16 protein-coding genes are annotated in these 18,170 nt (G+C 69.2%); 12 read left to right on the top strand and 4 right to left on the bottom strand.

Features of this window, described 5'->3' with window-relative positions; all coding sequences use genetic code 11:
* The first annotated feature begins 88 nt into the window (after nucleotides 1-88).
* Together ACF3M1_RS11840 and queA are read left to right on the top strand one after the other, a co-directional pair.
* Nucleotides 89-520 (top strand): Lrp/AsnC family transcriptional regulator, encoded by a 432-nt coding sequence (locus ACF3M1_RS11840; protein ID WP_394000883.1) that lies wholly within the window; start codon nucleotides 89-91, stop codon nucleotides 518-520.
* Between the two features lie 671 nt (nucleotides 521-1,191).
* Entirely contained in the window at nucleotides 1,192-2,250 is a 1,059-nt protein-coding gene (queA, locus tag ACF3M1_RS11835) for a tRNA preQ1(34) S-adenosylmethionine ribosyltransferase-isomerase QueA (RefSeq protein ID WP_394000881.1), read from the top strand.
* A gap of 124 nt (nucleotides 2,251-2,374) precedes the next feature.
* Here the strand turns inward: queA and ACF3M1_RS11830 are convergent, their stop codons facing one another.
* Nucleotides 2,375-3,391, bottom strand: coding sequence for a lysozyme inhibitor LprI family protein (locus ACF3M1_RS11830; RefSeq protein ID WP_394000878.1), 1,017 nt, complete (start codon nucleotides 3,389-3,391; stop codon nucleotides 2,375-2,377).
* A 51-nt stretch (nucleotides 3,392-3,442) separates the two neighbouring features.
* Here ACF3M1_RS11830 and tgt point away from each other — a divergent pair, with 51 nt between their 5' ends.
* From tgt to secF, 4 genes are all read left to right on the top strand, one after another.
* Nucleotides 3,443-4,579: a tRNA guanosine(34) transglycosylase Tgt gene (gene tgt, locus ACF3M1_RS11825; RefSeq protein WP_394005258.1), complete on the top strand. Its 1,137-nt coding sequence runs from the start codon at nucleotides 3,443-3,445 to the stop codon at nucleotides 4,577-4,579.
* Between the two features lie 130 nt (nucleotides 4,580-4,709).
* Nucleotides 4,710-5,051: a preprotein translocase subunit YajC gene (gene yajC / locus ACF3M1_RS11820; protein ID WP_394000876.1), complete on the top strand. Its 342-nt coding sequence runs from the start codon at nucleotides 4,710-4,712 to the stop codon at nucleotides 5,049-5,051.
* Between the two features lie 67 nt (nucleotides 5,052-5,118).
* Nucleotides 5,119-7,002: a protein translocase subunit SecD gene (secD, locus tag ACF3M1_RS11815; RefSeq protein WP_394000874.1), complete on the top strand. Its 1,884-nt coding sequence runs from the start codon at nucleotides 5,119-5,121 to the stop codon at nucleotides 7,000-7,002.
* A gap of 13 nt (nucleotides 7,003-7,015) precedes the next feature.
* Nucleotides 7,016-7,981, top strand: a complete 966-nt coding sequence (gene secF / locus ACF3M1_RS11810; RefSeq protein WP_394000872.1) for a protein translocase subunit SecF — start codon at nucleotides 7,016-7,018, stop codon at nucleotides 7,979-7,981.
* Nucleotides 7,982-8,382: 401 nt separating this feature from the next.
* Here secF and ACF3M1_RS11805 read toward each other — a convergent pair whose 3' ends face one another.
* Entirely contained in the window at nucleotides 8,383-9,213 is an 831-nt protein-coding gene (locus ACF3M1_RS11805; RefSeq protein ID WP_394000869.1) for an inositol monophosphatase family protein, read from the bottom strand.
* Between the two features lie 86 nt (nucleotides 9,214-9,299).
* On the opposite strand from ACF3M1_RS11805, the gene ACF3M1_RS11800 reads away from it, so the two are divergent.
* The 3 genes from ACF3M1_RS11800 (at nucleotide 9,300) to ACF3M1_RS11790 (ending at nucleotide 13,233) form a co-directional block, all read left to right on the top strand.
* Nucleotides 9,300-10,100, top strand: coding sequence for an RNA methyltransferase (locus ACF3M1_RS11800; RefSeq protein WP_394000867.1), 801 nt, complete (start codon nucleotides 9,300-9,302; stop codon nucleotides 10,098-10,100).
* Nucleotides 10,101-10,204: 104 nt separating this feature from the next.
* Nucleotides 10,205-11,104, top strand: a complete 900-nt coding sequence (locus ACF3M1_RS11795) for a phosphate/phosphite/phosphonate ABC transporter substrate-binding protein (RefSeq protein ID WP_394005257.1) — start codon at nucleotides 10,205-10,207, stop codon at nucleotides 11,102-11,104.
* A gap of 35 nt (nucleotides 11,105-11,139) precedes the next feature.
* A complete protein-coding gene (locus tag ACF3M1_RS11790) occupies nucleotides 11,140-13,233 on the top strand; it encodes a putative bifunctional diguanylate cyclase/phosphodiesterase (protein WP_394005256.1) in 2,094 nt (697 codons plus the stop codon).
* 45 nt (nucleotides 13,234-13,278) lie between these two features.
* Here the strand turns inward: ACF3M1_RS11790 and ACF3M1_RS11785 are convergent, their stop codons facing one another.
* The gene (locus ACF3M1_RS11785) at nucleotides 13,279-13,917 is read right to left on the bottom strand and encodes an exopolysaccharide biosynthesis protein (protein ID WP_394000865.1); all 639 of its coding nucleotides are present in this window, start codon (nucleotides 13,915-13,917) and stop codon (nucleotides 13,279-13,281) included.
* Entirely contained in the window at nucleotides 13,907-15,244 is a 1,338-nt protein-coding gene (locus ACF3M1_RS11780; protein WP_394000863.1) for a hemolysin family protein, read from the bottom strand. The genes ACF3M1_RS11785 and ACF3M1_RS11780 overlap by 11 nt, the downstream gene beginning before the upstream one ends.
* A gap of 310 nt (nucleotides 15,245-15,554) precedes the next feature.
* On the opposite strand from ACF3M1_RS11780, the gene ACF3M1_RS11775 reads away from it, so the two are divergent.
* The 3 genes from ACF3M1_RS11775 to ACF3M1_RS11765 all read left to right on the top strand — a co-directional run bounded on the left by ACF3M1_RS11775 (nucleotide 15,555) and on the right by ACF3M1_RS11765 (nucleotide 18,131).
* A complete protein-coding gene (locus ACF3M1_RS11775; RefSeq protein WP_272761865.1) occupies nucleotides 15,555-16,181 on the top strand; it encodes a DUF47 domain-containing protein in 627 nt (208 codons plus the stop codon).
* Between the two features lie 12 nt (nucleotides 16,182-16,193).
* A complete protein-coding gene (locus ACF3M1_RS11770; protein ID WP_394000861.1) occupies nucleotides 16,194-17,321 on the top strand; it encodes an anion permease in 1,128 nt (375 codons plus the stop codon).
* 447 nt (nucleotides 17,322-17,768) lie between these two features.
* Entirely contained in the window at nucleotides 17,769-18,131 is a 363-nt protein-coding gene (locus tag ACF3M1_RS11765) for an MGMT family protein (protein ID WP_394000859.1), read from the top strand.
* Nucleotides 18,132-18,170 lie beyond the last annotated feature (39 nt).

Genomic DNA, 18,170 nt, shown 5'->3' with positions numbered 1-18,170 from the left:
CCATTATGTGGACGCCCCTGTCGGCCGGAAGCGACGGATCGCCGATCGCCACGTAGAATTTCGGCGGATCGCCGAAGCCATCGCCCTCATGTCCATCGAGTCTCCTGACGTCCGCCTGCTGACCCTGCTGCGCGACAACGCCCGCCTGTCCACGGCGGAGATCGCGCGCCGGCTGGGCCTGTCGCGCACCACGGTGCAGAGCCGGATCGAACGGCTCGAGCGCGATGGCGTGATCACCGGCTACACGGTGCGCGTGCGCGACGACTTCGAGCAGGGCCACATCCGCGCCCAGATCATGATCACCGTGCGCCCGCGCCAGCTCACGCCGGTGGTGACCGCGCTGCGCGCGCTCGACGCGGTGCGCGCCCTGCATTCCGTCAGTGGCCCCTACGACCTGATCGCGCTGGGCGTGGTGCCGACGGTCGCCGACATGGATGCGCTGACCGACCGCATCGGCTGCATCGAGGGCGTGGAGCGCACGACCTCGGCGATCGTGCTGTCGACCAAGTTCGAGCGGTAGTCGCCGGCGGCATTCGGCGCCCGGTCGCGCGATGGGCGCTGCCAGGAACGCTGCGAGCGTCAGGGGGCAGGGGCGGCCATTCGCGCGAGATCCGGATCTACCGGGAAAGCCATTCGCGCGCCAGCGCGCTCCTACATGGGCGTGCGGGCGCTGCCGTTCGGGGCGGTGCGGTCGCCCAGGTTCGAGCGAGAACACCCCTGTAGGAGCGCGCTCGCGCGCGATCGGGACTACCGGAAAGCGGTTCGCGCGCCAGCGCGCTCCTACACAGGCGTGCGGGCGCTGCGGCTCGGGGCGGTGGGGGTCGCCCAGGTTCGAGCGAGAACCCCCTCGTATGAGCGCGCTCGCGCGCGATCGGGATCTACCGGGAAAGCCATTCGCGCGCCAGCGCGCCCCTACACGGGGGTGCCGGCGCTACGGTTCGGGGCGGTGCGGTCGCCCAGGTTCGAGCGAGAACACCCCTGTCGGAGCGCGCTCGCGCGCGATCGGGATCTACCGGGAGAGCGGTTCGCGCGCCAGCGCGCCCCTACACAGGCGTGCGGGCGCTGTGGCATCGGAGCGGAGGGGTCGATCTATCCGAGCGAGCGCGTGCCTACAGGGGCTGCAGGCAACGGGCGATCAGGGGCGGCCGGCTTCTTCATTACAATGTCCGCCCGCATTTCCCTGCACGTGCCTTGAAGAAGTCCGACTTCCATTTCGAGCTGCCCGAGGCGCTGATCGCGCAGGCGCCGCTGGCCGAACGCTCGGCCAGCCGGCTGCTGCTGGTGCCGCCGGGCGAGGCGGGGTTCGGCGATCGCCATGTCCGTGACCTGCCGGACCTGTTGCAGCCGGGCGACCTGCTGGTGTTCAACGACACGCGGGTGATTCCCGCGCGGCTGTTCGGGCACAAGGCCAGTGGCGGCCGGGTCGAGATCCTGATCGAGCGTCTGCTGCCGGGCAACGAAGCGCGTGCGCAGATCGGCGCGAGCAAATCACCGAAACCCGGTGGGCGCATCGTGCTCGACGGCGGCGGCGAGGCCGAGGTGCTGTCGCGCGACGACGGGTTCTACCACCTGCGGTTCGAGGTCGACGATGCACTGGAATCCTGGCTGCTGAGCGCCGGGCAGATGCCGCTGCCGCCCTACATCCGCCGCGAACCCGGCCAGGACGATACCGAGCGCTACCAGACCGTGTTCGCCCGCGAGGTCGGTGCGGTGGCCGCGCCGACGGCCGGCCTGCACTTCGACGATGCACTGCTCGAACGGCTGCGCGCGCGGGGCGTGCAGTTCGGGCACGTCACCCTGCACGTGGGTGCCGGCACGTTCCAGCCGATGCGTGTCGACGACATCCGCGAGCACCGCATGCACAGCGAGTGGCTCAACGTCGGCGCCGAACTGGTCGCTCAGATCCGGCGCACGCGCGCGGCGGGCGGCCGCGTGATTGCGGTCGGCACCACGGTCGTGCGTGCGCTGGAAAGCGCCAGCGTCGACGGCGAACTGCATCCCTTCGCCGGCGAGACGCGGATCTTCATCTTCCCCGGCTACCGGATCCGCAGCGTCGACGCGATGGTGACCAACTTCCACCTGCCCGAATCGACGCTGCTGATGCTGGTGTCGGCGTTCGCCGGCAAGACGCGCATCCTCGCCGCGTACGACCACGCAGTACGCGCGCGCTACCGGTTTTTCTCCTACGGCGACGCGATGCTGCTGTGGGGCGCAGAGGCCGGGCGCCAGGCGGTCGAGCCGGCGGGCTGAGCCAAGCCTGGACACCGGGGGCGGCTGCGTCCGCGCTTCGCGGCCTTGACCAGGGCGAGGACGGTGATTCAGCCGCTCTGCGAACGCGGTCCGAGGGCTGCCCCGACGCCACCGATCAAGCGTGTCACGGGTCTCCGGTGATCGCATCCAGTGCGCCGGTGCGCGCGTGGGTGAGCCAGGCACGCCAGACATCGGCCGCGGCGTCCGGCCAGCGCGTCGCGGCGAAGCTCACCCAGGCCTCGCGGTAGCGCAGCCACGCGCGCTGGGTCTCGCGCACGCCGTCCGCGTCGACGGTGCCGAACAGGCTGTATTCGTGAGCCGCCGCACCGGCCTGCAGGTCCGCACGCGTCCGCCGGTACACCGCGTTGAGTTCCCGGTCCAGTGCGGCCAGGTCGGCCGCGGTCTGCGTCGGTCGTCCGCCACGCTCGAAGGCGCCCACGTCCTCGATCAGGCGGCTCTCCAGGGCCTCCCGGGCCTGCACCGCGAAGGCGCCCCGCGCGGTGCCGCCGAGGTCCACCTCGTCGCGGCCGGCGTGATCGAAATAGGCGTCCGCGGCCGCGCGCAGTGAACGCCAGGCCACGTGCTGTGCTGGTGTCCAGTCGGCTTGCAGGGTCTGCCATTTCCGGTCCCGGACGACGCGGGCGAAGCCGGCGTCACGGCGGGCGCAGACACCGGCCATCATGCCGCTGGTGATGTGGTCGCAGATGTCGAGCCTGCCGGTCCCGGCGTCGGCGATGGCCTGCAGATGCGCCAGGCGGCCGTGCAGCTCGGCCGGCGCACCGCCGTACTCGCAGGCGAAGCGGCGGGCGAGGGCGAGGTCGCGCGGCACGCCTTCGCCGTTGGCGTACACCATCATCAGTACACCGCTGCCGCCGAACAGCGCGTCCCAGGAGACCGTCTCCGTACCGAGCCCGCGTTCGCGGTAGGCGCAGTGACGCGCGGCCACGGGATCGCCGCGCGTGCCATCGGCGCCGTAATAGAGCGCCTGCGCGCTGCATGCCTCGGGCGCGGCGCCTGCATGCGCGGCCGGTACGGGGACCTGGCGCCAGTCGCGGCACGCGGCGCCGGTGTCGATCCCGCCGGCGACGGCAGTGGACGTGACGGCGAGCAGGAGCAGCGCAACCCATCGGACACCCGGCATCGGTGCGCCTTGCCGCAGCGGGGCGTGCGGACCGTCGGTCATACTATCGCGATGTCCAGAATGACCTTCCAGCTGCTCGGCAGCGACGGTGCCGCGCGGCGCGGCCGCATCACCTTTCCACGCGGCAGCATCGAAACCCCGGCCTTCATGCCGGTCGGCACCTACGGCACGGTCAAGGGCGTGCTGCCGCACCAGATCCGCGCGCTGGGCGCGGAGATCATTCTCGGCAACACCTTTCATCTGTATCTGCGCCCGGGCCTGGACGTCATCGAGGCGCACGGCGGCCTGCACGGCTTCGCGCGCTGGGACAAGCCGATCCTCACCGATTCCGGCGGGTTCCAGGTCTTCTCGCTGGCGCACAAGCGCAAGATCACCGAGGAAGGCGTGACCTTTGCCGCGCCGACGGACGGCGCGAAAGTGTTCCTCGGCCCCGAGGAGAGCATGCGCATCCAGAAGGTGCTCGATTCGGACATCGTGATGATCTTCGACGAGTGCCCGCCGGTGCAGATCGACGGCAAGCCGGTGCATCCGCGCGTGGTCGAAAAATCGATGGAGCTGTCGCTGCGCTGGGCCGCGCGCTCGAAGCGCGCGCACGAAGGCAACGACGCGGCGCTGTTCGGCATCGTGCAGGGCGGCGTGCACCACGAGTTGCGCACGCGATCGGCCGAGGGTCTGAAGGACATCGGCTTCGACGGCTACGCGATCGGCGGCCTCGCGGTCGGCGAGACCGAGGACGAGCGCAACGCGATGCTCGACCACACCGCGCCGCAGCTGCCGGAAGACCGCCCGCGCTACCTGATGGGCGTGGGCCGTCCGGAGGATCTGGTCGAAGCCGTGGCGCGCGGCGTCGACATGTTCGACTGCGTCATGCCCACCCGGAACGCGCGCAACGGGCACTTCTTCACCTCCACCGGCGTGATCCGCATCCGCAACGCGAAGTTCGAGAAGGATCTGCGCCCGATCGAGGAGGGCTGCGGCTGCGAGGCCTGCAGCGGCGGCTTCACCCGCGCCTACCTGCGTCATCTGGACCGCTGCGGCGAGATGCTCGCCCCGATGCTGGGCACCCTGCACAACCTCTGGTACTACCAGACGCTCATGGCCGACATGCGCGCCGCGATCGCCGCGGGAACCTTTTCGGCCTTCCGCGAGTCCTTCTATGCGGCGCGACAGGGGACCGACGCGCCCTGACCCGATCGGCCGGCCGCCCCGCGGTCCGGCGCCGCCCACATCGCCGCCACGCGCTCCAGACCGGCCGATCCTGTGCCGGGGCCGGGTCGTGGCATAATCGCCCGCTGTTTTTCGCCTGACGGATGCTCCGATGAATCTGCTGGACCTTGTGATCGCTCCCGCCCACGCCGCCGCCGCTGGCGCCGCCCCCGGCCCGAGCCTGCTGTCGACGCTGGCGTTCCCGATCATCCTGATCGCGATCATGTACTTCCTGATGATCCGCCCGCAGATGAAGCGCACCAAGGAACACCGCGCGATGCTGGAAAAGCTGTCGGTCGGTGACGAAGTGCTCACCAACGGCGGCATCGCCGGCACCATCCGCGCGATCGGTGACAGCTTCATCACCGTCGAAGTGGCGGACCGCGTCGAGATCCGCGTACAGAAGGGCGCCATCGGCAACGTCCTGCCCAAGGGCACGCTGAAGTCGGCCTGAGGCCGGATTCCGCTTTTTTCGTCATCTCTCCCGGCGCCGGCTCACGCGCGGCGCCCGAGGCAAGGCAATGCTTGAATTTCCCCGCTGGAAATACGCCCTGATCCTGGTGGTGCTGGTGCTGGCCGCGCTGTACGCGTTGCCCAACGCCTACCAGAAGAATCCCTCGGTGCAGATCACGCCGAGCACCAGCGAGGCACGCATCGACGATGCGCTGCGTCGGCAGGTCGACGGGTTGCTGGCGGAGGCCGGCGTCACGCCGGTGGGCACGGAGATCGACGAGGACCATCTGCTCGTGCGCCTGGCCGATTCGGATGCGCAGACCCGCGCGTCCGACACCCTGCGCGGTGTGCTCGGCGAGAATTACTCGGTTGCGCTGAACCTCGCCTCGACCGTGCCGGACTGGCTGGAGAACCTCGGCGCGACGCCGATGTCGCTGGGCCTGGACCTGCAGGGCGGCGTGCATTTCGTCATGCAGGTGGACCAGGCCGCGGCACTGCAGACCCGGGTGGAAGGCTATGCAGACGGCATCCGTACGGTGTTGCGCGATGCCCGCGTCGGTTATTCCAGCGTCGAGCGGCGTCCCGACAATACGATCGGCGTGGTGCTGCTCGAAGGCGCCGACGTCAACCGCGCGCGGACCGAGATCGCCAGCAGTCTGGCCAGCGTCTCGGGTCAGGCGATGGGCGGCAGCGCGCCGCAGATCCTCGTCGACGGCAACCGCCTGACGGTGCGTCTGTCCCAGGGCGAGATCTCGCGCATCGCCACCGACGCCGTGGAGCAGAACCGCACGGTGATCTCCAACCGCATCAACTCGATCGGCGTCTCCGAGCCGGTGCTGCAGCGCCAGGGCGACGACCGCCTGGTGATCCAGCTGCCCGGCCTGCAGGACACCGCCGAGGCCAAGCGCCTGATCGGCGCGACCGCGACGCTGGAATTCCGCGCCGTCACCGGCGACGAGAACCAGGCCGCCGCCGCGGTCGCTTCGGGCAACATCCCGGCCGATTCGCGCATCTACTACGACGACACCGGTCGGCCGCTACTGCTGTCGCGTCGCATCCTGGTGTCCGGCGACCAGCTGATCAACGCCAACCCGCAGACCGATTCGCAGACCGGCACCCCGGCCGTGGGCATCACGCTCAACAGCGCCGGCGGCAAGCGCATGCTCGACCACACGTTGCAGAACGTGGGCCAGCGCCTCGGCATCGTCTACGTCGAGCGCATCCCCACCGTCCGCATCGTCGACGGCGAGGAAGTGCGTTCCGCGCGTTCGGTCGAACGCGTGATCAGCTCGTCGACGATCCGCGGCGTATTCGGCCGCGAGTTCCAGACCACCGGCCTGAGCCGCGACGAAGCCAACGATCTCGCCCGCCAGCTCAAGGCCGGTGCGCTGGCCGCGCCGATGGACTTCGTCGAAGAGCGCGTCGTCGGCCCGAGCCTCGGTGCCGAGAACGTCGAGCGCGGCATCACCGCGGTGCTCTACGCCTTCATGTTCACCCTTGTGTTCTTCATGTTCTATTACCGCGTGTTCGGCATCGTCACCTGCCTGGCGCTGATCCTGAACCTGCTGATCGTGGTCGCGGTGATGTCGCTGTTCGGCGCCACGATGTCGTTGCCCGGCTTCGCCGGTCTGGCGCTGTCGATCGGCCTGTCGGTGGACGCCAACGTGCTGATCAACGAGCGCATCCGCGAGGAACTACGCGCCGGCATGCCGCCCAAGGCGGCGATCGTCACCGGCTACGAGAAGGCGTCGGACACGATCCTCGACTCCAACCTCACCGGCATCATCGCGGGCACGGCGCTCTACGCATTCGGTACCGGTCCGCTGCAGGGCTTCGCGGTCACGCTGGTGATCGGCATCATCGCTTCGATGTTCACCGCGATCATCGTGTCGCGCGCGCTCGTGACGCTGGTCTACGGCCCGCGCAAGAAGCTCAAGTCCCTGGCGATCTGACGGGAGAGACCCCATGAAAATTTTCCCGTTGTCCCTCGTCCCCGCGAACACCCGCATCGATTTCATGCGGTTCCGCCACGTGTTCATCACGATCGCCGCGCTCGCGTTCTTCGGTGCGCTCGCGGTGATCGGCACCAAGGGCTTCAACTTCGCGCTCGACTTCACCGGCGGTACCGCGGTCAACGTGCGCTTTGCCCAGCCGGTCAGCGTCGACGAGGTGCGTGAGCGCTTGCAGGCGGCCGAGGTGCAGAACGCCCAGGTGCAGACCTTCGGCAGCGGCAACGATCTGCTGATCCGCGTGCGCGCGGCCGACGACATCGCCCACGTCAACGACAACGACGAGTTGTCGCGCCACGTGCTGGAGGCGGCGTCCACGCCCGACAATCCGGCGCAGGTGCTGAGCACCGAGTCGATCGGCTCGCAGGTCAGCGGCGACCTGCGCCAGAACGCGATCTACGCGGCGATCTTCGTGCTGGTGGGCTTCCTGCTCTACATCAGCTTCCGCTTCGAATGGAAGTTCGCGGTGGTCGCCAGCATCACCACGCTGTTCGACGTACTGGTCGTGGCCGGCCTGTTCGCGATGACCGGCCGCGAGTTCGATCTCACGGTGCTCGCGGGCCTGCTGTCGGTGATGGGCTTCTCGATCAACGACACGATCGTGGTGTTCGACCGCGTCCGCGAGAACTTCCGCGGCATGCGCGCCGACCCGCTGGAGGTCTTCAACCGCTCGATCAACCAGACCCTGTCGCGCACGATCATCACCTCGCTGGTGTTCTTCCTGTCGGTGTTCGCGCTGTTCCTCTACGGCGGTGGCTCGCTGGAAGGCCTGGCGCTGACCCAGATGCTGGGCGCGGTGGTCGCCACGCTGTCGTCGATCCTCATCGCCTGTCCGTTGCTGACCTATGGCGTGCTGCGTGTGACCAAGCAGGATCTGCTGCCCAAGGCCCGCGACGAAGAGGCGCTGGCGCGGCGGCCGTGAGTGAGGCCGGGATTCGGGATTCGGGATTCGTAAAAGCAGAAGGCCGCGCATTGCGCGGCCTTCTGCTGTCCGGGTCTGGCCTCCGTCGTCCCCGCAAGTGCCGGACACGTCTGCGCTTCCCCCTTCATTCCGGGGAACGCGAGAATCCAGTGTCGTCTGCGTTCATCGATCGAAGACACGCGACGCCCGCGTCCCCGCAACGATCAGGCAGGCGCGTTCAGTGGCTCCCATGCCGATGCACGCGTCCCTCGGCCGGCGCGCATCCGCACACGGCCTCACTCCCCGGGGGGCGCTCGGCATAACCGCGCAGCCTGCACGTCAGGCGACGCCCAAAAAGCAGAAGGCCGCGCAATGCGCGGCCCTCTGCTTGTTACGAATCCCGAATCACCAATCCCCAGCTCTTAACCAAACTCCTTCGCGTAACCGGCGTCGACCAGGGTCTTCTGCAGCGGCGTGACGATGTGCACGTTGCCGGCCACGACCTGCCGGCCGCCGGCGAAGGCGACATTCATCGGGCCGAGGCTCGCGCCCTTGAAGTCGCTGACACGACCACCGGCCTCGCGGACCAGCAGCACGCCAGCGGCGATGTCCCATGGGTGCACGCCGGCCTCGAAGTAGCCGTCGGTCCGGGCCGCGGCGACGTAGGCCAGATCCAGCGCGGCAGACCCCGTGCGGCGCACGTCCTCGGCCGATTCGAGCACGGCCTCGACGGCGCGCAGCTGGGCGCCGATGCGCTTGCGCTCACGCGGCGCGAAGCCGGTGCTGATCATCGCGCCGGTCAGCTCGCGGCGCTCCGATACACGGATGCGACGTTCGTTGAGCTGCGCGCCGGCACCGCGCGTGGCGGTGAACAGCTCGTTGCGCAGCGGATCGAAGATCACCGCATGCAGCGGCTCGCCGCCCTCGACCAGCGCGATCGACACGCACCAGTGGGGCAGGCCCCGCAGGTAGTTGCTGGTGCCGTCGAGCGGATCGATGACCCAGGTGTAGCGGGTCTGGCCGCCGCGACCGGGCTTGGCGCCGCCTTCTTCGCCGAGCACGGCGTACTCGGGATAGGCGCGGCGCAGTTCCTTGACGATCGCTTCTTCCGCCAGGCCGTCGACTTCGCTGGCGTAGTCGTGGCGGGCCTTCTCGACAACGTTCAGCGCATCCAGCTTGTGCATGTTGCGCAGCAGGACGCCACCGCCGGCACGTGCCGCCTTGACCATGATGTTGACAGCAGGTTGAAGCATCGCGGACGGCTCCGGGCGCAGAAGGATTCGAGGGAAGAAAGAGCGGTGCCGGCGCGGGGCCGGTCGGGCAGTTTACCATTCGCGCCATGCAAGCGCCCCTGAACTCCGAGACCGACACCACGACCGCCGACACCTCCGGCGTCGAATCCCGCATCCGTATCGTGCTGGTCGGCACCCAGCATCCGGGCAACATCGGCTCGGCCGCGCGTGCGATGAAGACGATGGGGCTGACCCGCCTGGTGCTCGTCGACCCGCAGAAGTTCCCGCACAACGAAGCCGACATGATGGCGGCCGGTGCAGACGACGTGCTGGCCGCGGCGGTCGAGGTGCAGACCCTGGCCGAGGCCGTCGCCGACTGCCGGCTGGTGCTGGGCTGCACGGCGCGCAGCCGGCGGGTGCAGCTGCGCGAACTGGACCCGCGCACGGCCGCCGCATCGGTGCACGCCGAAGCGGTCGCCGGCGGCGAGGTCGCGCTGGTGTTCGGCCGCGAACGCACCGGTCTCGAGAACGGGGAGCTGCAGCTGTGCCATGCGGCCGTGCACATCCCCGCCAATCCGGATTACAGCTCGCTGAACCTCGCGGCGGCGGTGCAGGTGCTGGCCTACGAAGTGCGCATGGCGCTGCTCGGCGGGGCCGCCGCGGCTCCGGTGGCCACGGCGATGCCCGACGCCGCGCCACATGCCGAACTCGAGGGGTTCTTCGCGCAACTCGCCGACACCCTCGAGGCGATCGATTTCCACAAGGGACGCACGCCGGATTCGGCGATGCGCAAGCTGCGGCGGCTGTTCGTGCGCACCGGGCTCGACAGCCACGAGATCCGCCTGTTGCGCGGTGTCCTGGCCGACGCCCAGCGCATGGCGCGCCTGGCCGGGCGGGACCCGCACTGAGGTGCAGCGCGGCTGTTGTCTTGCCGGCAATTTGGGCTAGGCTCTTGCCTGACCTGTTCAGCGGATCCTCCTTGATTCTCCGCCCGATCCGCCGCTGGCTCGTCATCGTGGTGCTGGGGTTCGCGCTGGTCGTGCCATCGACGGCCGTACAGGCGGAATCGCCATCGAACGTGCTGGTGCTGGGCCGGATCAGTGACGATCCCAAGGCCCACTACGAACAGCTCAAGCCGCTGCTCGACTACGTGGTCGCGCGGATGGGCGATGTCGGCATCACCGAAGGGCGGGTGCTGATGGCCCGCGATACCCAGCAGATGCAGAGCTACCTGCGCCGCGGCCGGGTCGACTGGGTCACCGAGACCGCCAGCAGCGCGATGCTGCTCGAAGCCCGGGCAGGCGCGCGGACGTTGCTGCTGACCGAGCGCAACGGGGTCAGCCGCTACCACACGGTCTATTTCGCCCGTCGCGACAGTGGAATCGTGTCGCTCGACGATCTGCCCGGGCGCAGCATCGCGTTCCAGAACCGGCAGTCGGCCAGTGCGTACTTCGTGCCCGCCGCCGAACTGCTGGCGCAGGGCCTGTCGCTGGAGATCCTGCTGTCACCCCAGGACGAGCCCGAGGCCGGATCGGTGGGATACCTGTTCGCGCGCTCGGAATTCAACACCTCGTCGTGGGTGCACAAGCGGCTGGTCGATGTCGGCGCGCTGAGCAACATCGACTGGAGCAACCCGCGGCGCGTGCCGGATTCCTTCAAGGGCGATTTCGTCATCTTCGCCCGCAGCCCGGAGTTCCCGCGCGCGCTCGAACTCGTGCGCGGCAACCTGTCGCCGCGGGTCGCCGAGCGCCTGCGCGAGGTGTTGCTGGAGGCCGCTCGGGATCCCGCCGCGGCCGAGGCGATGGCCCAGTTCTTCCGCACCACGGCGTTCCTGTCGGTGGATGCGCGCACGCGCGCCGAGCTCGACGCCCTTCGCGACGGCGCATTGCGCGTCGCCACGGAGGTCGAGTGAAGGTGCGGGTGGGTTTGCAGGCGAGTTTCGTCGCCATGGCGTTGGGGGCGTTGCTGGTCGCGCTGGCGGCGATCGGATTCGTGCTCCACCAGCAGCAGCGCACCCGGGCCGAGGTGCTGGAACTCAGCCAGCGCTCGATGCATGCGCTGGCCTCGCAACGCGTGCTGGCGCGCGGTGAAGCGATCTCGGTCCAGCTCGCCGATGCGCTGGTGAACCCGCTGTACTACTTCGATCTCGACGCGATGGGCGGCGCGGTCCGCAACGTGCTGCAGCAACCGGACGTGGCCTACGTCATCGTTTTCGACGCGGCGGGCAACGTCGTCCACGACGGCAGCAGCGATATCGCGATCTACGGCCGGCGCATGGACGACGCCTTCGCTGCGGAGGCCGTCGCCGCGCGCGGCCGGCACATGCAGAGCGACGGGCACAGGCTCGACGTCGCCGTTCCCATCTGGATCGGCGACCAGCGCCTGGGCGGCGTGCGGATCGGCTATTCGCTGGATTCGGTGAAGGGCGACGAGTCCGCCATGGCCGCGTCGATGGGCGCGCAGCTCGACCGCATCGCGCGGCGCGACCTGTGGACGATCGGCGCGGTGTTGCTGGTGCTCGTCGCGATGGGTGCCGCGATCGCACTGATCCTGCAGCGGCGCCTCGTGCGCCCGGTCCGCGAACTCGCGGAGGCGGCGCAGCAGATCGAGGCGGGCAATTACGCGCCCGCGGTGCAGGTGGACGGGCGTCAGGACGAGATCGGTGAACTCGTGCGCGCCTTCGACCGCATGCGCGACAGCATCGCGCGGCACGACCGCGACATCCGCCGCATCGCCTACACCGACCCGCTGACCGGACTGGCCAACCGCCTGGCGTTGCGCGAGGCGCTGGACCTGCGGCTGCTTGAGATGCAGGGCGCATCGGGCCGGCTCGCGCTGCTGTTCGCGGACGTGGACGACTTCAAGCGGGTCAACGACACCCTCGGCCACGACGTCGGCGACGAGGTGCTGATCCAGTTCACCGCGCGCATCGCGGCAGCAGTCGACGACCAAGGCTTTCCCGACGCGCTGCTGGCGCGCTTCGGCGGCGACGAGTTCGTGGTGTTGCTGCAGCTGCCCGAGGGCGGCGACCAGGATCTGCGGCAGATGGCCGAAACCCTGGCCGCGCGCCTGGTGGAGGAGGTCTCGCGGCCGATCGACGTCCAGGGGCGCATGGTCTTTCTCGGCATCTCGATCGGCATCACGCTGTTTCCCGAGGATGCGGCCACGGCCGGCATGCTGCTCAAGAACGGCGACATCGCGATGTACCACGCCAAGCTCGCGGGCAAGAACCGCTTCAGCGTGTACAGCCTGGCGATGGACCAGGCGCTGGAGCGACGCGTGCACCTCGAGCACGAGCTGCGCGGCGCCTGGGAGCGCGGTGAACTGAATCTCGTCTACCAGCCGGTGGTCCGGATGGAGGACAGCGGGCTCGTGGGCGTCGAGGCGCTGCTGCGCTGGCAGCATCCGGACCTCGGGGCGATCGCACCATCGGTCTTCATCGACATCGCCGAGCAGAGCGGTCTGATCGACGTGATCGGCCCGCTGGTGCTCGAGGCCGCGTGCCACGAAGCGCGGGCCTGGCAGCAGGCCTATCCCGCGGCCGAGGCGCTGTTCGTTTCGGTCAACGTCTCGCCGCGCCAGCTGCGCAGCGGCCAGTTCGCGGACGAGGTCGAGGCCGCACTGGCGGCGTCCGGACTCGATGCGCGGCATCTGCATCTGGAACTCACCGAGACTGCGGTGATCGGCGACGAGGCGCGGGTCGGCGAGCTGCTCGGCGCGCTGCGTACGCTGGGCGTGAAGGTGTGGCTCGACGATTTCGGCACCGGGTTCTCCGGCCTGAGTCACCTGCGCCGGGTGCCGGTGGATGGGGTCAAGATCGACCGCAGTTTCGTCGCCGACGTGCTGCGCGATCCTGACGATCTCGCCCTGACCACCGCGATCATCTCGATGGCGCATTCGATCGGCATCACCGTCGTTGCTGAAGGGGTGGAGAAGCACGGCCAGTTCCAGGTGCTGCGCGAACGCGGCTGCGACCTCGGTCAGGGCTACTGGTTCGGCCACCCGGTGACGGCGCGCGAGTTCGACGCGTTGCTGCGTTGAGGGGCGTCGCGCAGCAGCGCTGCGCCGGACGACCTCCGGCGGGGGTCAGAAGAGCCGGCCGAGCCACTCCGTCGCAGCCGCCGCCAGCGCGCCGCTGAGCACGCCGAACACCGCGATCGCGATCACGCCGGCCACCCATGCGCCGATCAGCAGTGCGCCGTCGCGTTCGAGCAGGCCCAGCGCGAACGCCAGCAGCAGCAGGCCGAAGACGTAGTTGGTGAACGGGATCGGCAGGGCCAGCAGCACGCCGAGCAGCACCAGCAGCAGGCCGGTGAACATGGTCGCGGCGCGGTGATCGAGCACGCCCGACAGGCGCGGGCGGCTGACCCGTTCGAGCCGCCGGAACCAGGGTTCGAGCACGTGCTCGAAGCGCTGCACCGCGCGCCGGTGCGGCCCGCGCTCGGCGAGGAACCGCGGCAGCCACGGCTTGCGCAGGCCCAGCAGCAATTGCACGCCGACGAGGACCACGAGCGGCCCGCCCACCGCGCCGCCGACGCCCGGCACCGGAATGAAGGCCGGCAGCGTCGCCACGAACAGCATCATGCCGAACACGCGTTTGCCCAGGCCGGTGAGCAGGTCGCGCAGCCGCAACTGGTCGCCGGGATCTCCTAACGACATCGCCGCCAGCAGCTCCCGCGTGCTGGCTTCCTCGCGGCCGCGGCCGTGCCGCGGCTCAGTCGTCATCGTCGACGACCTCGTCACCGGGCAGGCGCTGCAGCAGCAGCTTGTCCACGCGCGGCCCGTCGAGATCGACGATCTCCACCCGCCAGCCGTGCCAGTCGAAGGACTCGCCGACGTTGGGAATGCGTCCGAACTGCGCGATGGTCATGCCGGCCGCTGTATGGAAGATGTGCTCGTCCTCGCCCGGCAGCACGTGGACGCCGAGCACTTCGCGCAGGGGCTCGCTGCCCAGGCTGCCATCGACCAGCAGCGAGCCGTCGTCGCGCACGACCACCAGCGGCGAGGCGTCCACGCCGCTGCTCTGGGTGCGGCCGATGACCGCTTCCATCACGTCGTTGACCGTCACCATGCCGGCGATGTCGCCGTATTCGTCGACCACCAGGGCCAGCGACTGCTGGTTCTCGCGCAGGATCTCGAGCAGCTTCATCGCCGGTGTGGATTCGGAGACGAACAACGGTTCGCGCAGGTACTTGAACAGGTCGAACTCGCGCTCCTCGAGCCGATCGATCAGCGACTTGATCTCCAGCACGCCGACCACGTCGGCGTCGTTGCCGCGGTAGACCGGATACCGGGAATAGGGCGTGGCCCGCATCCGCTCGAGGTTGTCCTCGAAGCCCGCCGCCGCATCGAGCCAGGCGATGCGGGTGCGCGGCGTCATCAGGCTTTCGGCCTCGCGGTCGCCGAGGGTCAGCACGCGGTTGACCATGTTGCGTTCGTCGGTGTCGATCACGCCCTGTTCGTGACTCTCCGACACCAGCAGCCGGATCTCTTCTTCGGTGACGTTGGCCGCTTGGGTGTTGTCCAGGCGCAGCAGCCGCAGCAGCACGCGCACCGAGGCGCTGAGCAGCCACACCACCGGCGTGGCCAGCCGCGACAGGCCGTGCATCGGAAGCGCGATGACCGACGCCACGCGTTCCGGCGCCAGCAGCGCCAGCCGCTTGGGCAGCAGCTCGCCGAGCACGATCGTCAGGTAGGTGATCAGGCCGATCGCCAGCACCTTGCCGGTGGCTTCGCCCCAGCTCACGTTGACCACCGGCATCGACGCCTGCATCGCAGGCACGGTCTGGGTGAGCCACGCGCCCAGCGAGGCAGCAATGGCCTCGCCGCCGTACATGCCGGTGAGGATGCCGATCAGGGTGATGCCGACCTGCACTGTCGACAGGAACCGCTCGGGATGCTCGGCCAGGTCCAGCGCGGCGCGCGCGCTGCGGTGTTCGCCGGCCATTTGCTTCAGGCGCGGCTTGCGCGAGGTGACCACCGACATCTCCGACAACGCGAAGAACGCGTTGCAGGCGATCAGGGCCAGCACGATCAGGATCAGCTCAAGCATCGGGCGTCCTTCCGCACGGCGCGGAGCCCGGCAAGGCGGTCAGATACGGGGGCGGGGCGGTACGCGCCTGGTCACGGTCGGGGGCCGGGGTACAGGCAGGAACGGGGGCGGTCTAGAGTCGTCGTCCATGTGAAGATGAACAGCGCAGGGAGGCGCGGCCCGGACTATAGCAGGTGGCTCCGTGACGACCGGCGCAGGCCGGCACGTCCAGTCGGCTACATACAAGTGTCATGAAACGGTCATAACCGTCATAATCCGCGCCCAGCGCAAGCGCCCGATCCCGCGGGCGGGCGGATGACGAGGCGGCGCCATGTTTTCCCTGCAGACGATGTTCGGCCAAGGCAACCAGTTCTATACGCTGCTCGAAGAAGCAGCCGTGGCCGCGCACGACAGTGCGAAGGCCCTGCACACGATGCTCCGCGAGGCCGACCGCCAGCCGGCGCTCGACGCCTTCAAGCTGGCGCGCATGCGCGAGCGCGAGACCTCGGACAAGATCAGCCAGGCCCTGGTCGACAGCTTCATCACCCCGATCGAGCGCGAGGACATCGAGGCACTGGGATCGGCGCTGTACAAGATTCCCAAGCAGATCGAGAAGTTCGCCGATCGCTACTCGCTGGCCACCCAGCACCTGGAGCACATCGACTTCGCGCCGCGCGCGGCGATGCTCGAACAGGCGTCGGCGGTGGTGGTGACGATGGTGCGCACCCTGCGCAGCATGAAGCTCGAGCCGATGAAGGCGCTCAACGACGAGCTGCGCGCCCTCGAGAACGAGGCCGACCGGCTGATGCTCGAGCTCTATCGCGACATCTACTCGGGCAAGCTCGATCCGCTGCAGATGTTCCTGCTCAAGGAGTTCTTCGAGATCCTCGAAAAGGCGATCGACCGCTGCCGCGAGGCAGGCGTGGTCGCCTACGAGATCGTGCTCAAGAATTCCTGACGGGCCCCGATCATGCTGACCCTCGTGCTGATCGTGGTCGCGACCGCGCTGGTGTTCGAATACATCAACGGCTTCCACGACACCGCCAATTCCATCGCGACTGTGGTCGCGACCAAGGTGCTGTCCCCGATGCAGGCGGTGGGCCTGGCCGCCTCGATGAACCTGATCGGCGCGCTGATGGGCACCGCGGTGGCCAAGACCATCTCGTCGGGCCTGATCGACGCCGGCGTCGTCGACGTCGGCTCGCAGCTGATCCTGTGTGCGCTGCTCGGCGGCATCATCTGGAACCTGATCACCTGGTGGTTCGGCCTGCCGTCGTCGTCGTCGCACGCGCTGATCGGCGGCCTGATCGGCGCCGCGCTGGCCGCGGCGTCGAACAATTTCGACGTGGTGATCTGGTCCGAGCCGGCGCAGCCGGTGTGGCACAGCGCCGGCGTGCTGTGGAAGGTGATCGTGCCGATGGTCACGTCGCCCGTACTCGGGTTCACCGCGGGCTTCCTGATGATGGGCGTGCTGTTCTTCGGCATCTCGATGATGGCGCGCAGCGGCGGCGTGCTCGCGCGCATCGCGCGGCCGCGCTGGGTCAATGCGTTCTTCGGCAAGAGCCAGATCGTCTCGGCGGCCGGCATGGGCTTCGCGCACGGCATGAACGATGCGCAGAAGACCATGGGCATCGTCGCGCTCACGCTGGTCAGCGCGCAGAGCGTGGGCACGCTGGACAACCTGCCGGCGTGGCTGGCCTTTCTGCATCCCTCGGACGCCGCGCTGGCCGAAGGCGACATCGACCTGTGGATCAAGATCACCTGCGCCGTGGTCATGGCGGCCGGTACCGCGGCCGGCGGCTGGCGCATCATCAAGACGCTGGGCCACAAGCTGGTCAAGCTGCATCCGATCCACGGCTTCGCCGCCGAGACCAGCGCCGCGTCGGTGATCCTGGCCGCGTCGTCGCTGGGCATTCCGGTGTCGACCACGCACAACATCTCGACCGCGATCATGGGCGTGGGCACCGCCAAGCGCCTCAATGCGATCAAGTGGACCGTGGTCAACAAGATGATCTGGGCCTGGATCCTGACGATCCCGATGTCGGGCGGCATCGCCTACGGACTGTTCCGCCTGTTCCATCAGGCCGGCTGGGTCTGACGACACACGCGGGTTTGGGCCGCCGGGTCTGCGGCACGGACGCAGCAGAGTGGCCCACACGCCGTCGTCGTGGCGTCGGCCTGGCGGCATCGTGCGTGCACCTCACATTCGTGCGCACGGGCTGGCGGGCTCTGCGCCGGCGAAGGGCCGCCGCGGATTCCCGCGGCCGTGGCTGTCCGCGCGAGCATCCAGGGTCGCCCGGCGTCTGGGCGGCGTCGCACACGCGGGTCGATGCGGCGTGTATCGACCCGTGTCAGCGTACCCGCGCCGGATGCACGAAGCCGGCCGCGCATGCGCGCCCGCAGTGGCGGCGGGCATCTTCCGTGCCGGTGGCGCTGGTGCGGCCCGCGCCACTCTGTGGCGGGGCCGATCTCGGGGCCGAGGCACGCGGATACATCGAGCGCCGGTGGCCGTCCGCCGCCATCAGCACAGGCTTAAGCTTCCACCATGGCCACGCCCCCGACACCGCCGCTGTCCGATCCGGTCGCCCGCATCCTGGCCGCGATCCGGGCGGTGCCCGCAGGTCAGGTCGCCGGCTACGGTCACATCGCGCGACGGGCGGGCCTGCCCGGCCGTGCGCGGATGGTGGCGCGTGTGCTCCGCGAGCATCACGACCCGGCGCTGCCCTGGCACCGCATCGTGCGCAGTGACGGCGCAATCGCGATCCCGCGTGCGTCACCCGGCTTCGACGAGCAGGTGCGTCGCCTGCGGCGGGAAGGCGTCGTCGTGACCAATGGCCGCGTGCGCATGCCGGCGGCCGATGCGCCCGACACGCTGGACGCGGTGTTGTGGGGACCACCTGCGACGTGATGACACGGCGCTGACATTCCTGGTGCGGGCGCCCGGTAT

This window comes from Luteimonas sp. WGS1318 (assembly GCF_043187535.1).
Taxonomy (GTDB): Bacteria; Pseudomonadota; Gammaproteobacteria; order Xanthomonadales; family Xanthomonadaceae; genus Luteimonas.
This window is presented reverse-complemented; position numbering and strand designations above follow the sequence as displayed.

Excerpts from the sequence above, each read along its gene's own strand:
- ACF3M1_RS11840 (WP_394000883.1), top strand. The coding sequence starts at position 89 with ATGTCCATCGAGTCTCCTGACGTCCGCCTGCTGACCCTGCTGCGCGAC.
- ACF3M1_RS11830 (WP_394000878.1), bottom strand. The coding sequence starts at position 3,391 with ATGCCGGGTGTCCGATGGGTTGCGCTGCTCCTGCTCGCCGTCACGTCC.
- tgt (WP_394005258.1), top strand. The coding sequence starts at position 3,443 with ATGTCCAGAATGACCTTCCAGCTGCTCGGCAGCGACGGTGCCGCGCGG.
- yajC (WP_394000876.1), top strand. The coding sequence starts at position 4,710 with ATGAATCTGCTGGACCTTGTGATCGCTCCCGCCCACGCCGCCGCCGCT.
- secD (WP_394000874.1), top strand. The coding sequence starts at position 5,119 with ATGCTTGAATTTCCCCGCTGGAAATACGCCCTGATCCTGGTGGTGCTG.
- secF (WP_394000872.1), top strand. The coding sequence starts at position 7,016 with ATGAAAATTTTCCCGTTGTCCCTCGTCCCCGCGAACACCCGCATCGAT.
- ACF3M1_RS11805 (WP_394000869.1), bottom strand. The coding sequence starts at position 9,213 with ATGCTTCAACCTGCTGTCAACATCATGGTCAAGGCGGCACGTGCCGGC.
- ACF3M1_RS11800 (WP_394000867.1), top strand. The coding sequence starts at position 9,300 with ATGCAAGCGCCCCTGAACTCCGAGACCGACACCACGACCGCCGACACC.
- ACF3M1_RS11790 (WP_394005256.1), top strand. The coding sequence starts at position 11,140 with ATGGCGTTGGGGGCGTTGCTGGTCGCGCTGGCGGCGATCGGATTCGTG.
- ACF3M1_RS11785 (WP_394000865.1), bottom strand. The coding sequence starts at position 13,917 with ATGACGACTGAGCCGCGGCACGGCCGCGGCCGCGAGGAAGCCAGCACG.
- ACF3M1_RS11780 (WP_394000863.1), bottom strand. The coding sequence starts at position 15,244 with ATGCTTGAGCTGATCCTGATCGTGCTGGCCCTGATCGCCTGCAACGCG.
- ACF3M1_RS11775 (WP_272761865.1), top strand. The coding sequence starts at position 15,555 with ATGTTTTCCCTGCAGACGATGTTCGGCCAAGGCAACCAGTTCTATACG.
- ACF3M1_RS11770 (WP_394000861.1), top strand. The coding sequence starts at position 16,194 with ATGCTGACCCTCGTGCTGATCGTGGTCGCGACCGCGCTGGTGTTCGAA.
- ACF3M1_RS11765 (WP_394000859.1), top strand. The coding sequence starts at position 17,769 with ATGGCCACGCCCCCGACACCGCCGCTGTCCGATCCGGTCGCCCGCATC.